Source organism: Kineococcus radiotolerans SRS30216 = ATCC BAA-149, from assembly GCF_000017305.1.
Lineage (GTDB): Bacteria > Actinomycetota > Actinomycetes > Actinomycetales > Kineococcaceae > Kineococcus > Kineococcus radiotolerans.
The window spans coordinates 3,140,103-3,152,907 of record NC_009664.2 but is presented as its reverse complement, the minus strand read 5'-3'; the positions used below and the strand labels follow the sequence as shown (position 1 = coordinate 3,152,907).

14 protein-coding genes and 1 other RNA gene are annotated in these 12,805 nt (G+C 74.2%); all 15 read right to left on the bottom strand.

The window, feature by feature from the left end; genetic code table 11:
- Positions 1-2 precede the first annotated feature (2 nt).
- Positions 3-461: a tellurite resistance TerB family protein gene (locus KRAD_RS15070; RefSeq protein ID WP_012086486.1), complete on the bottom strand. Its 459-nt coding sequence runs from the start codon at positions 459-461 to the stop codon at positions 3-5.
- 35 nt (positions 462-496) lie between these two features.
- The gene (locus tag KRAD_RS15065) at positions 497-952 is read right to left on the bottom strand and encodes an SRPBCC family protein (RefSeq protein WP_012086485.1); all 456 of its coding nucleotides are present in this window, start codon (positions 950-952) and stop codon (positions 497-499) included.
- A 9-nt stretch (positions 953-961) separates the two neighbouring features.
- Entirely contained in the window at positions 962-2,746 is a 1,785-nt protein-coding gene (locus KRAD_RS15060; RefSeq protein ID WP_012086484.1) for a DEAD/DEAH box helicase, read from the bottom strand.
- Between the two features lie 80 nt (positions 2,747-2,826).
- A complete protein-coding gene (locus KRAD_RS15055; RefSeq protein ID WP_012086483.1) occupies positions 2,827-3,150 on the bottom strand; it encodes a DUF3039 domain-containing protein in 324 nt (107 codons plus the stop codon).
- A gap of 19 nt (positions 3,151-3,169) precedes the next feature.
- Positions 3,170-3,766, bottom strand: a complete 597-nt coding sequence (locus tag KRAD_RS15050; RefSeq protein ID WP_012086482.1) for a YqgE/AlgH family protein — start codon at positions 3,764-3,766, stop codon at positions 3,170-3,172.
- Between the two features lie 7 nt (positions 3,767-3,773).
- On the bottom strand, positions 3,774-4,913 hold the full coding sequence (locus KRAD_RS15045) for an NADH:flavin oxidoreductase/NADH oxidase (RefSeq protein ID WP_012086481.1): 1,140 nt from the start codon (positions 4,911-4,913) through the stop codon (positions 3,774-3,776).
- 85 nt (positions 4,914-4,998) lie between these two features.
- Positions 4,999-5,865, bottom strand: coding sequence for a GGDEF domain-containing protein (locus KRAD_RS24470; RefSeq protein WP_012086480.1), 867 nt, complete (start codon positions 5,863-5,865; stop codon positions 4,999-5,001).
- Positions 5,866-6,003: 138 nt separating this feature from the next.
- Positions 6,004-7,365 (bottom strand): hypothetical protein, encoded by a 1,362-nt coding sequence (locus KRAD_RS15035; protein ID WP_012086479.1) that lies wholly within the window; start codon positions 7,363-7,365, stop codon positions 6,004-6,006.
- Complete coding sequence (locus KRAD_RS15030; protein ID WP_012086477.1) at positions 7,362-8,063, bottom strand: ABC transporter ATP-binding protein; 702 nt, start codon at positions 8,061-8,063, stop codon at positions 7,362-7,364. The genes KRAD_RS15035 and KRAD_RS15030 overlap by 4 nt, the downstream gene beginning before the upstream one ends.
- A gap of 191 nt (positions 8,064-8,254) precedes the next feature.
- Positions 8,255-8,620, bottom strand: a transfer-messenger RNA (tmRNA) gene (ssrA, locus tag KRAD_RS25140).
- 62 nt (positions 8,621-8,682) lie between these two features.
- Entirely contained in the window at positions 8,683-9,153 is a 471-nt protein-coding gene (smpB, locus tag KRAD_RS15025) for an SsrA-binding protein SmpB (RefSeq protein ID WP_012086476.1), read from the bottom strand.
- A gap of 83 nt (positions 9,154-9,236) precedes the next feature.
- Positions 9,237-10,142: a permease-like cell division protein FtsX gene (ftsX, locus tag KRAD_RS15020; RefSeq protein WP_012086475.1), complete on the bottom strand. Its 906-nt coding sequence runs from the start codon at positions 10,140-10,142 to the stop codon at positions 9,237-9,239.
- On the bottom strand, positions 10,142-10,831 hold the full coding sequence (ftsE, locus tag KRAD_RS15015; protein WP_012086474.1) for a cell division ATP-binding protein FtsE: 690 nt from the start codon (positions 10,829-10,831) through the stop codon (positions 10,142-10,144). Before ftsE ends, ftsX begins: the two co-directional genes overlap by 1 nt.
- Positions 10,832-10,946: 115 nt before the next feature.
- The gene (gene prfB, locus KRAD_RS15010) at positions 10,947-12,050 is read right to left on the bottom strand and encodes a peptide chain release factor 2 (protein WP_012086473.1); all 1,104 of its coding nucleotides are present in this window, start codon (positions 12,048-12,050) and stop codon (positions 10,947-10,949) included.
- A 60-nt stretch (positions 12,051-12,110) separates the two neighbouring features.
- On the bottom strand, positions 12,111-12,788 hold the full coding sequence (locus KRAD_RS15005) for an SDR family NAD(P)-dependent oxidoreductase (RefSeq protein WP_041292131.1): 678 nt from the start codon (positions 12,786-12,788) through the stop codon (positions 12,111-12,113).
- Between the last annotated feature and the right edge of the window lie 17 nt (positions 12,789-12,805).

The following is a 12,805-nucleotide window of genomic DNA, read 5'->3' as shown; positions in this document are numbered from 1 at the left end:
GTTCAGGCGACGCCGAACTCGGAGGGGTCGATGCCCGCGGACTGGCAGACCTCGCGCACGGCGCGCTTCTCGTTGGGGTCGAAGTCGCCGTCGGCGCCGCCGATGACGATGCCCACCTGCACGACCGCGCGGGCCTGCTCGGGCTTGCTGCGCAGCTTCCCGACCGCCTGCAGCGCCTCGATCTTGCCGAAGTCGTAGTCGGAGGTCAGCTTGGTGCACCACTTGTCGAAGGACTCCCGCAGCTGCCCCGCGTTGAACACCGACAGCACGTCGTTGCTGGCGATGAACGCCGCGGTCTTCTGGCGCTCCTCGGGGTCGATGCTGCCGTCGGCCGCGGCGATGAGGGCGCACGTCGCCATGCTGGCCTCGGCGAAGTCCTTGGTCTTGAACTGACCGACCCTGGTCTTGAGCTGGTCGCCCGCGAGCGCACCCTTGTTCTTCAGCGAGTCGAGGAATCCCATGTCCCGTCCAACGGGTGGGGGTCGCGCGCGGTTCCTCAGCTGAAGCGGCGGACGATCTCGGAGTTCCGGTCGGCCAGCAGCTGGTGCAGGGTGCGGCGCACGAACAGCACGTCGGCGACGCGGCCCAGCAGCCCCCAGGGCGAACGCCACGCCATCCGGTCGGTCATGATCGTCATCTGCGGGCCCTCGGGCTCGTAGGAGTGCTCGTGCCGGAACCGCGCGAACGCCCCGGAGGACATCTCGTCGACGAAGCGGTGGGGCCGGTCCAGCTCCACGATGCGGGAGGTGTGCGTCACCGGGAAACCCCACAGGCGCAACCGCCACCGCACCTCCTCGTGCAGCCCGATCCGCCCGCTGGTGCGCCCGGCGCCCTCGACGGCCCGCACCTTGAACCGCTTCCCCGCGACGCGCTCGACGTCGAGGTCGAGGGACACGTCGAACACCTCGGCGAGGGGTGCGCGGACCATGGTCCGCTGGACGATCTCGGGCACCTCAGCAACCTAGACCATGGACAGCAGGTGATCGCGCCGACGGCGCAGCACGTCCACCGGCGCCGAGGCCGAGGGCGGGCCGGGGACGGCGGCGCGCAGCTTGGAGTAGACGCTGGCGTGGGGCATCGCCCGGCCCGCGGCGACGCGCCCCACGAGGCCGTGGATCTCCTTGCGCAGCAGCGCGGCGGTGTGCCAGGTGGCGTCCTCCTGCTCGGGTTCGGCGACCTCGACCACGTCCTCCACCGCGCGCGGGGTCGCGGTGCGCCTGCGGATCTCCGCGTCGCGCTGCGAGAGCAGGGCCGCGGTCTGCTCGGGGGAGAGCAGCCCGGGCAGGCCGAGGTAGTCCTGCTCGTCGACGCTGACCTGCGGCAGGGCCCCCCCGGTGAGGGCCTTGCCGCCGTGCAGGACGTGGGCGAACTCCGCCTGCGCCTCCAGCGCCTCGTACTCCTTGGGACCGCCCGGTTCGCGCTCGGGCGGGGGCAGCAGGTCCAGACCGCCCTCGTCGACCTCGTCGGAGGACACCGACGGCGGCGGGGGGATGACGTGGTTGCGGTCGGTCTCCATCTCCGCGGCGAGGGTCAGCAGCGGCCGGACCGCGGGCAGGAAGACCGTCGCGGACTCCCCCGGGACGCGCGAGCGCACGACGCGGCCGACGGCCTGGGCGAAGAACAGCGGGGTCCGGTAGGACGTCATCCAGGCCAGGCACGCCGCCCGCGGCACGTCGACGCCCTCGGAGATCATCCGGACGCAGACCGCGAACCGCTGGTCCCCGGCGGCGAAGTCGGAGATCCGCTGCGAGGCCTTGGGGTCGTCGGACAGGATCAGCGCGGGCTTCTCCCCCGTGACCCGCTGCACGATCTTGGCGTAGGCGCGCGCGTCCTCCTGGTCCGAGGCCAGCACCAGCCCGGCGGCGTCGTGCATGCCGTGCTCGCGCAGGTGGTCCAGGCGCTCGTCCATGGCAGCGATGACGTGCGGCACCCAGTCCCCGCGCGGGTCCAGCGCGGTCTTCCAGGCCAGCGACTCCACCGCCTTCGTGGTGGCGTCGGTCAGGGACGCCGCGACGACCTCGCCGGCGGAGTTCCGCCACCGCGAGACGCCGGTGTAGGCGGCGAACACCACCGGGCGGACCACGCCGTCGGCCAGCGCCTCCTTGTAGCCGTAGGTGAAGTCCGCGGCGCTGCGCAGACCGCCCTCGGACTCCGGGGAGTCGTCGTCGACGTACTGGACGAACGGGATGCGCTCGTCGGCCTTGGTGCGGAACGGGGTCCCGGTCAGCGACAGCCGGCGGCGGGCGTCGGCGAAGGCCTCGAAGACCGCGTCGCCCCAGGACAGGCCGTCCCCGGCGTGGTGGATCTCGTCCATGACCACCAGGGAGCGCTTCGCGGTGGCCCGGGCCCGGTGCAGCATCGGGTGCCCGGCGACCTGGGCGTAGGTGGTGACGTAGCCCTTGACGTCGGCGCGGACCGGGCCGACGGCGTTGGTCATCGTCGGGTCCAGCTCGATCCCGGCGCGGTGGGCGGCCTCGGCCCACTGGGTGCGCAGGTGGTCGGTGGGGGCGACGACGACGACCCGGTCCACCCGGCGGGTGTCCAGCAGCCGCCGGGCCAGGGCGAGGGCGAAGGTCGTCTTGCCCGCGCCCGGCGTCGCGGTGACGAGGAAGTCGGCTGGCTCGTCCCGCTCGGGGTCGAAGTATCGCTCCAGGGCCGCGTCCTGCCACGCCCGCAGCGGGCGGGCGGCGGGGACACCAGGGGTGGCGGCCGGGGCCGGCTGGGGTTCGCGTTCGGTGGTGCTCATCGGTCCGTCCACCGTAGACGAGGCCCGGGGGTGCTCCGGCGCGGCGACGCGCCGGGGCCCCGCCCGGCGGGCGGGACCCGTCAGTCCTTGTCGTCCCCGCCCTTGCCGGACAGCGTCTCGTAGATCTCCTTGCAGGTCGGGCAGACCGGGAACCGCTTGGGGTCGCGGCCGGGCACCCACACCTTGCCGCAGAGCGCGATCACGGGGTCGCCCGAGAGGGCGGACTCCATGATCTTCTCCTTCTTGACGTAGTGCGCGAAGCGCTCGTGGTCGCCGGGTTCGACCTTCTCCTCGGCCTGCTCCTCGCGGTCGAGGACGGCGGTGCGCGAGGGGGTGGACGCCGGCGACTGCTCCGGCTGGACGCGGAACGGGTCGTCGGTCGGCGAGCTCAGGCGGCCACTCATGCGCAGGATGGTACGCGCGTCAGTTCATCGAGACGTCCTGCGGGAAGCTGGCGACCAGCGCCAGGTCCCCGCCCTGGCGGCGCAGCACCTGCCCCCACAGCTCCCGGGGGGTGTCGCTGAAGGGGTCGCGCGCCTCGGCGGGCACGACGAACCAGGCCCCCTCGGCGATCTCCGCCTCCAGCTGCGCGGCGCTCCAGCCCGCGTAGCCGGCGAAGATCCGCAGCCCCGACAGCTGCGCCACCACCGCCTCGGGCGGGGTGTCGAGGTCGACCAGGCCGACGGACCCCAGGCCCACCGAGCCGAACACCCGCCGCACCCCCACCGGGTCCGGTTCGTCACCGGGCACCGCGACCAGCCCGAGCGCGGAGTCCAGCGCGACCGGGCCGCCCTGGAAGAGCTTTCCCGGGGCGGTCGCGAACGGCTGCCAGCCCGGCAGGACGCTCTCCACGTCGACGTCCAGCGGGCGGTTCACGACCACCCCGAGCGCGCCGTCCTCGTCGTGGTTGAGCACCAGGACGACGGAGCGGGCGAAGTTCTCGTCGGTCAGCGCCGGGGTGGCCAGCAGCAGCCGGCCCGCGAGGGTCGACGACGTGGGGGGCTGCTCCGGGCTGCTCACGCCCCCATCATGGCGTCCCGTCCGCTCCTCGTCGCGCCTGACGCGGGGAGACGTGCGGGACGGGCGCGCGGGTGGCGCGGACGTACTGCGGGGGCCAGGCCACGGCCTCGGGGGCGTGCAGGGCCTGCGCCGCCCGCTGCGGCCAGCGCGGGTCGGCCAGCAGCGGGCGGGCCAGGAACACCGCGTCGGCGTCCCCGCTGACCAGCACCTGCTCGGCCTGCGCCGGTTCGAGGATGAGCCCGACCGCGGCGACGGGGACCCCGGTCTCGCGCCGGATCCGGGCCGCGGCGGGCACCTGGTACCCGGGTCCGACGGGGATCCGCTGCCGCGGGTCGTTGCCGCCGGAGCTGGCGTCGACGAGGTCGGCCCCGCGGGCGGCGAGCTCGCGGGTGAGCTCGACCGACTCCGCCACGTCCCAGCCCCCCTCGACCCAGTCGGAGGTGGACAGGCGCACGAGGACCGGCTTGTCCCGCGGCCACACCGCGCGCACGGCGTCGAGGACCTCCAGCAGCAGCCGCGAGCGGCCGGCGAGGTCCCCGCCGTAGCCGTCGGTGCGGTGGTTGGACAGCGGGGAGAGGAACTGGTGCAGCAGGTAGCCGTGGGCGGCGTGCAGCTCCACGACGTCGAAGCCGGCGGTCTCGGCCCGGCGGGCGGCGTCGGCGAAGGCCGTCACGACGCGCTCCAGGCCGGCCTCGTCCAGGGCGGTCGGCACGGCGTGGTCGCCGAAGGCGAGGGCGCTGGGGCCGACGGTCTCCCAGCCGCCCTCGGCGGGCGGGACGCTGCCCTGCTGCTCCGCCCAGGGGCGGTGGGTGCTGGCCTTGCGCCCGGCGTGGGCCAGCTGGACGCCGATCGCGACGCCCTGGGAGTGCGCGAAGTCGACGACGCGCGTCCAGGCCCGGGTCTGCTCCTCGTTCCACAGCCCGGCGTCCTGGGGGGTGATCCGCCCCTCGGGGACCACGGCCGCGGCCTCGGTGAGGACGAGCCCGCAGCCGCCCACGGCCAGGCCGCCCAGGTGCACGAGGTGCCAGTCGGTGGGGACGCCGGGGGCGAGGTCGGGGTCGCAGGAGTACTGGCACGTGGGCGAGGCCCAGATGCGGTTCGCGAAGGTGGTGCCGCGCAGGGTGAGGGGTTCCAGCAGTTTCGCCACCCGGGCACGCTACGCGCCGCCCCGGGGACGGGGCGGGACGGGTCGGTGCGGTGCCGGGGCGGGGCCGGCGGGTCGCAGCGGCGGGTCAGGAGCGGCGGCGGCGCTTGTCCTCGTACATGTGCCGGTCCGCCCGGGCGAGCACCTCGGCGGGGCTCGCCGCCGGGTCGTCGACCACCAGGCCGACGCTGCAGGAGACCCGCAGCGTCGAGCCGTCCGGCAGCTCGACCGGGACGTCGGCGACGGCCTCGCGCAGCCGCTGGGCCAGGGCCTGCGGTTCGACGTCGGGGGCGCTCTCGGCGAGGACCACGAACTCGTCGCCGCCGAAGCGGGCGACGGTGTCCTCCGCGCGGGAGGCGCCGGAGAGCCGTTCGGCGATCCGGACGAGGGCGGCGTCGCCGGCGAGGTGCCCGTGGGCGTCGTTGAGGTCCTTGAGGCCGTCGACGTCGCAGAAGGCCACGACCGGGACCGACCCGGTGCGGCGGGCCCGGGAGCGCGCCCGCACCCAGCGGTCCTCGAGCAGACCGCGGTCGGGCAGGCCCGTCAGCGGGTCGTGGGTGGCGCGGTGGGCGAGGTCGCGGGTGCGCGCGACGTGCCGGCTGACGTCCCAGCAGGCCAGGCCCAGGGTCCCGTCGCCGGCGGCGAGCGGGCCGGCGGGGCCCATCAGCACCTCGACCGTCACGGTCGTCCCGTCGGGGCGGACGAACCGCCACTCGAAGGCCGTGCGGTCCCCGGTGAGCCCGCGGTCGAGGACCGCGACGGCCCCGGCGAGGTCGTCGGGGTGGAGCAGGTCGCTCAGCGCGACCCCGGCCGGCTGCTCGAGCCCGGGGTGGGCGAGGAGCTCGACGGCGGCGGTGTTCGCCCACGTCGTCCTCCACCCCCCGGCGGTGGGGTGGACCAGCAGGGTGGCCAGCGGAGAGTCCTCCACCAGGCGCCGGTAGTCGGCGTCCTGCACAGCACTCCCCCCGTCCCACCGGCTCGGGCTGAACCGGTGTCGAACGACCGTACGAGGGGTGAGCCCTTCTGCCGCAGCGGATGCGGGAAACTCCCCGAGTCGGCGCACACCGCGCGACGCTGCGTGTCGGGGTCTGACTCAGCGAGACGGGATCCCGGTCGCGTCCCCGGCCGCGGCGGCCTCCACCAGCGGCCGGCTGGCCCGCGCCGCGAGCAGGACGAGACCCGCGCCCGCCCCCGCGCAGGCGACGAACCACAGCACCCCCACCGGCGCCGACCCCAGCAGCCCCAGCACCGGGGAGACGATCAGCAGCGCCAGGGCCGCGGCCCCGCCCATCGTGACCACCAGCGGGATCCACGTCTCCCGCGAGCGGGCGGCGTGCAGGACGGCGACGTCGGTGCCCGACAGGTGCAGCGTCCGGTAGCGGTCGCGGGAGTCCAGCACCCGCGAGGCCTGGGTGACGCCCGTGGAGACCGCCGCCAGCACCGCGGCGATGACCAGGGTGACCGCGGCGCCGGTGCCGATGTCGCTCATCAGCTGCGCCTCCCCACCGGCGGGGGCGCCCGCGGTCAGCCCGGGCGTCACGCTGAGGCACCCGGCGACGAAGGTCACCAGCGAGACCCCGCCCACGCTGCGCCAGGTGCTCTTCGGGTCCTCGCTCATCCGCCGGGCCGCCAGCAGCGTCGGGACGCTGCGCGCCCGGGCGCTCAGCACCCGCCCCAGCAGCGAGACGAGCAGCGGGCCGACGAGGTTGAACACCGCGAACGCCCCGGCCAGGAAGCCCACCAGGACCAGCGCGCCGACGACCACGCCGGCCCCGAACACGAGGCTGCCGGCGTTGAAGGCCGCGACGAAGCCCACCCCGAGCACCAGCACGGGCACGACGCGGGCCCAGCTCAGCCCCCGCTGCGGCAGGCGCTGCGCGACGCCGAGCGGGGTGATCGCGACCCGCCGCAGGCTCACCGCGGAGGAGACCAGCGCGACCAGCAGCACCGCGGCGACGGTCCCCAGCACCGGCCCCGCCCCCAGCCGGAGCTCGGCCACCTCGAAGGCGCGGCCCTGGAACCGCAGCCGGGCCACCGCCGGCAGCGCCACGAGGTCGAGGACCACCCCGAGGCCGGCCCCGGCGACGGCCTGGACGGCCGCGTCGAGCAGGGCCACCACCCCGATCTGGGTGCTCGTCGCCCCCGCCAGCCGCAGCCGGGCCAGCCGCTCGTCGCGCCGGGCGACGGTGAGCCGCGCCGCCGCCGCGCCGAGGGTCGCGGTCGGCACCAGGAGCAGGGCGACGGAGACCCAGGACAGCAGCGGGTAGGTCTCGGCGTCGGGGCCCGCGCCCGGCAGCTGCGCCCGGGCGGCGAAGGCCTGCACCCCGCCCGCCACCGTCAGCACCGACCACGTCGTGACGGCGAAGGCGGTGACCGCGAGCACCGTCGGCAACCGGCCGCCGCGACCGTGGGTGTGCCGCACCAGGGACCACCAGGTGCGCAGGGCGCCGCTCACGGGAGGGGCACCTGGTGCTGCGGGGCGGGAGCGCGGAACTCGCCGACGACGCGGCCGTCGCGCATGGCCAGGGTCCGGTCGCACCAGCGGGCCACGCCGGGGTCGTGGGTGACGACGACGAGGGCGGCCCCGCCGGCCCGGGCGGCGGAGGTGAGCAGGTCCAGGACCTCGCGGCCGGTGGCCTGGTCCAGGGCGCCGGTGGGCTCGTCGGCGAAGACGACCGAGGGCGAGCCGACCAGCGCCCGGGCGATGGCGACCCGCTGGGCCTGCCCGCCCGACAGCTCCCCCGGGCGGCGGCGCTCCATCCCCGCGAGCCCCAGCCGGGCCAGCAGCTCCCGGGCGCGCGCCGTGGCGGCCGCCCGCGGGCGCCCGGCCAGCAGGAGGGGCAGGGCGGCGTTCTCGTCGGCGGGCAGCTCGGCCAGCAGCTGCCCGGACTGGAAGACGAAGCCGAAGTCGTCGCGGCGCAGCCGGGTGCGCTGCGCGTCGCTCAGCGCGACCAGGTCGGTCCCGGCGAGGTCGACCGTGCCGGAGGTGGGGCGCAGCACCCCGGCCAGGACGTGCAGCAGCGTCGTCTTGCCCGACCCCGAGGGGCCCATCACGGCGACCGACTCGCCGGCCCGCACGGTGACGTCGACGCCGTCGAGGGCGCGGGTGCTCCCGTAGGTCATGACCAGACCCCGGGCGGTGAGGATGTCCATGCCCCGAGCCTCGTGCCCGGACGGGGCCGAGCGCGTCGGAGCGCGGGCGGAGGTCCGGCGCGGGCCGTCCGACCGCGGGCGTAGGCCCGGAGCACGAGAGCGCCCCCGCGGCAGGCGTGTGCCTGCCGCGGGGGCGCTCTCGTGGTGCCGCGCGGGACGGGCCCGGGGGCTCGTCCCGCCGCGCGGCGGTGGAGTGGAGATGGCGGGAATCGAACCCGCGTCCGTCAGCGTGGTACCAGGGCTTCTCCGGGTGCATCCTGTTCAGCGGTCTGCTCGGCCCCGATGCTCATACAGGCATGTCATCGCCGGGCCCAGCCGCGTTGATTGTCCCTCTCACCTACGCGACCTCGGTGAGAGGTGAGCCCCCTAGTCGATGCCAGGACCCGGGGCGGGAGCTCACCCGGGCTGACAGAGTCGCGCTCGCTCAGGCGGCGAGGGCGAACTCGGTGCGCTTGGAATCGGCACCTATTGGTTTGCATGGATCGTTGACGAGATGACCATGCATCCTCGACCCGCTTCCCCTGGCTCGACGACCAACGTCGAAACCTGTCATCCCCATGTTCAGTTGTGCGTCCAGCTTACCCCTCAACGGCGCCGGTGTCGTGCGCATTCCCGCCGGTCAGCGGTCCTTGCGCTCCGACATCGCGCGGTCGGCCTCGCGCCGGTCCTGGCGCTCGCGCAGCGCGTGGCGCTTGTCGTAGTTCTTCTTGCCCCGCGCCAGGCCGATCTCGACCTTGACCCGGCCGTCGAGGAAGTACAGCGCCAGCGGGACGATCGTCAGCCCCGACTCGCGGACCTTCCCGGCCCAGCGGTCGATCTCCTCGCGGTGCAGCAGCAGCTTCCGCTTGCGGCGCGGCGTGTGGTTGGTCCAGGTCCCCTGGACGTACTCGGGGATGTGGACCCCCTCCAGCCACATCTCGCCCCGGTCGATGTGGGCGAAGCCGTCCACCAGCGAGGCGCGGCCCATGCGCAGGGCCTTGACCTCGGTGCCCATCAGGCTGACGCCCGCCTCGTAGACGTCGTCGATGAAGTAGTCGTGGCGCGCCTTGCGGTTGCTGGCGATCACCTTGCGACCGGTCTCGCGCGGCACCTGGTCCCCCTGATCCTCGAACTCCGACCCTCGAGTCTAGGCGCCCGGGCCCCCGGTCCGCGCGGTGGTTCCGCCGCGGGCGCTCAGACCTTCAGCCAGCGCCGCAGGGAGAAGAGGGAGGCGATGACCGCGAAGACCACGCCCACGACGACGATGACCGGGCCGGTCTCGGTGAGCACGTCCTGCGTGGAGATGAGCCGGGTCGTGAAGCCCGGGCGGGACTGCAACCGGGAGACCCCGAAGTTGACCATCGCCCACAGCGCCCCCGAGGCCAGGAGACCGCCGACGAAGCTGGCCACGACGCCCTCGAGGACGAAGGGCAGCTGGATCAGGGCGCGCGAGGCCCCCACCAGCCGCATGATCGTCGTCTCGCGCCGGCGGCTGAACGCCGTCAGCCGGATGGTGGTGGAGACGAGCATCATCGAGCACAGCAGCATGAGGGCGGCCAGGCCCAGCGAGACCCGCGTCGCGGTGTCGAGCACCGTGAAGAGCGGCTGCAGGATCGCGCGCTGGTCGGGGATCTCCTCGACGCCAGGGTCGTCCACGTACGCGGCGCTCAGCTCCAGGTAGCGCGAGGGCTCCTTCAGCTTGACCCGGAAGGACTCGGGCAGCTGGTCGGGCGTGACCTTGTCCGAGATCGTCGGGGACGTCGTCTCCTTGAAGTTCTCGAACGCGTCCTGCTTGGACTCGTAGAAGACCTGGTCCACCAGCGGGTCGTTGGTCAGCGCGGTGCGCAGGGCGTCGCGCTGGGCGTCGGTGACGGCCCCGCCGGGGCAGTTCTCCGCGAGCGACTCGTCGCCGCACATGAAGATCGACACCTGCACGCGGTCGTACCACTCGCCCTTGAGGATGTCCGCCTGCTTCTGCACCAGGAGGCCGGCGCCGAAGAAGAACAGCGACACCATCGTCACGAGCACGACCGACAGGGTCATCGTGAGGTTGCGGCGCAACCCGGCGAACATCTCCCCGAGGACGAAGCCGATCCGCATCAGCGACCCGACCCGTACACGCCGCGGTCCTCGTCGCGCACGACGCGGCCGTCGCGCAGCTCCACGACGCGCTTGCGCATCTGGTCGACGATGTCGTCGTCGTGGGTGGCCATGACGATGGTCGTCCCGGTGCGGTTGATGCGGTCGAGCAGCTTCATGATCCCCACGCTGGTCTCGGGGTCGAGGTTGCCGGTGGGCTCGTCGGCCAGCAGCAGCGCAGGCCGGTTGACGAAGGCGCGCGCGATCGCCACCCGCTGCTGCTCACCCCCGGACAGCTCGTGCGGGCGGCGCTTCTCCTTGCCCTGCAACCCGACCAGGGCCAGTGTCTCGGGCACGGTCTGGGCGATGACGTGGCGCGGCTTGCCCAGCACCTGCAGCGCGAAGGCGACGTTCTCGTAGACGCTCTTGTCGGCCAGCAGCCGGAAGTCCTGGAAGACGACGCCGATCTGGCGGCGCAGGGCCGGCACCTTCCAGCTGCGCAGCCGGCCGACGTCGCGCCCGGCGACCTGGACCGACCCGCCGCTGGCCTTCTCCTCCTTGAGGACCAGGCGCAGGAACGTCGACTTGCCCGACCCGGAGGGACCGACGAGGAAGACGAAGTCGCCCTTGTCGATCTGCAGGGTCACCTCGGCGAGCGCGGGGCGGTGCCCCTCGCCGTAGACCTTGCTGACGTGCTCGAAGGTGATCACTCGTGGGGTGGCCAGTCTCGGGGACGGGACGGGTGGTGCGGGCGGTGCGGCCTGGCCACCCTCACTCTACGGTCCGACCGCGCTGCGCAGTCGCCCTGGTCCGGACGGGTGATCCTCAGCTCTCACCCTGCTTGCGCCAGCGGATCCCCGCCTCGAGGAAGCTGTCGATCTCCCCGTCGAAGATGCTCGAGGTGTTGCCGACCTCGTAGTTCGTCCGCAGGTCCTTGACCATCTGGTACGGGTGCAGCACGTAGGAGCGCATCTGGTTGCCCCACGAGCCGGAGTCGTCGCCCTTGAGGGCGTCCAGCTCGGCCTGGCGGTCCTTGCGGGCCTTCTCCAGCAGCTTCGCCTGCAGGACGCGCATCGCGGCGGCCTTGTTCTGCAGCTGCGACTTCTCGTTCTGGCAGGTCACCACGATGCCCGTGGGCAGGTGGGTCAGGCGCACCGCGGAGTCGGTGGTGTTGACCGACTGGCCCCCGGGGCCCGAGGAGCGGTAGACGTCGACGCGGACCTCGTTCTCGGGGACGTCGACGTGGTCGGTCTCGGCCACCACCGGCAGCACCTCGACCCCGGCGAACGACGTCTGGCGCCGGCCCTGGTTGTCGAAGGGCGAGATCCGCACCAGTCGGTGGGTGCCCTGCTCGACGCTGAGGGTGCCGTAGGCGTAGGGCGCGGCGACCTTGAAGGTCGCGGACTTGATGCCCGCCTCCTCCGCGTAGGAGGTGTCGTAGACCTCGGACTTGTAGCCGCGGCGCTCGGCCCAGCGCAGGTACATCCGCATGAGCATCTCCGCGAAGTCGGCGGCGTCGACGCCCCCGGCCTCGGAGCGGATCGTGACGATCGCCTCGCGGCTGTCGTACTCCCCCGACAGCAGGGTGCGGACCTCCAGCTGGGCGAGCTGCTCCTTGACCTCGTTCAGCTCGGTCTCGGCCTCGGCCAGGGAGTCGGCGTCGTGCTCGTCCTCGGAGAGCTCGACGAGCACCTCGAGGTCGTCGATGCGCCCACCCATCTTCTCGATGCGGTCGAGCTCGGCCTGCACGGCGGAGAGCCGGCTGGTCACCGTCTGGGCGTGCTCGGGGTCGTCCCACAGGCTGGGGGCGGCGGCCTCGTCGTTGAGGTCGGCCAGCTCCTTGCGCAGCGCGTCGAGGTCCGACACCTCCCGGATCGACGCGTAGGTCGTGCGGAGGGCGGAGATCTCGGAGGGGAAGTCGATGGCCACGACCGACGAGTCTACGTCCGGCGCCGGCCCTGGTCTCTCCCCCGCGGCCCCACCGGGGCCTCAGCCGAAGGCCGCCGCCGGCAGCTCGCGCTCGTCGTCGACGATCGCGCGCACGATCCGCTCCGCCACCGCGTCCGGCTCCAGCCCCCGCGGCAGCCGCGGCGCCGTCCCCGCCACCGGGCGCTGCGCCAGGCCCGTCTCGGTGTGCGGGGGCCGCACGTCGAGCACGCGGACCTCGCGGCGCACCTCCCGCGCCAGGGCCAGGGTGAAGGCGCTCTGCGCCGCCTTGGCCGCCGAGTAGGCCGCCATCCCCGGCTGCGGGCGCTCGGCGACCACCGCGGACAGGACCACCGCGAAGGACCCCGGTCCGGAGGCGCGCAGGTGCGGGACGGCCTCGCGCAGTAACCGGATCGGGCCCAGGGCGTCGGCGAGGAAGAGCTCGTCCAGCAGCTCGTCGTCGGCCTCCTCCGCCGGCCCGAACGCCACCACGCCCGCGGCGTGCACCAGCCCGTCCAGCCCGCCCAGGTGCGCCACCGCCTCCGCGACCAGCCGCTCCGGCTCCCCGGGCAGGCGCAGGTCCGCCACCACCGGGTGCCCCCCGAGGCCGGTCAGGCGCGTCGCGTCGCGCCCGCTGAGCACCAGGCGGGCCCCGGCGCCCACCAGCCGCGCCGCGACCGGCCGGCCGAGACCGCCGCTCGCGCCCGTCACCAGCACCCGGGCCCCGCTCAGATCGCTCACGCCCGGAGGCTGGCACG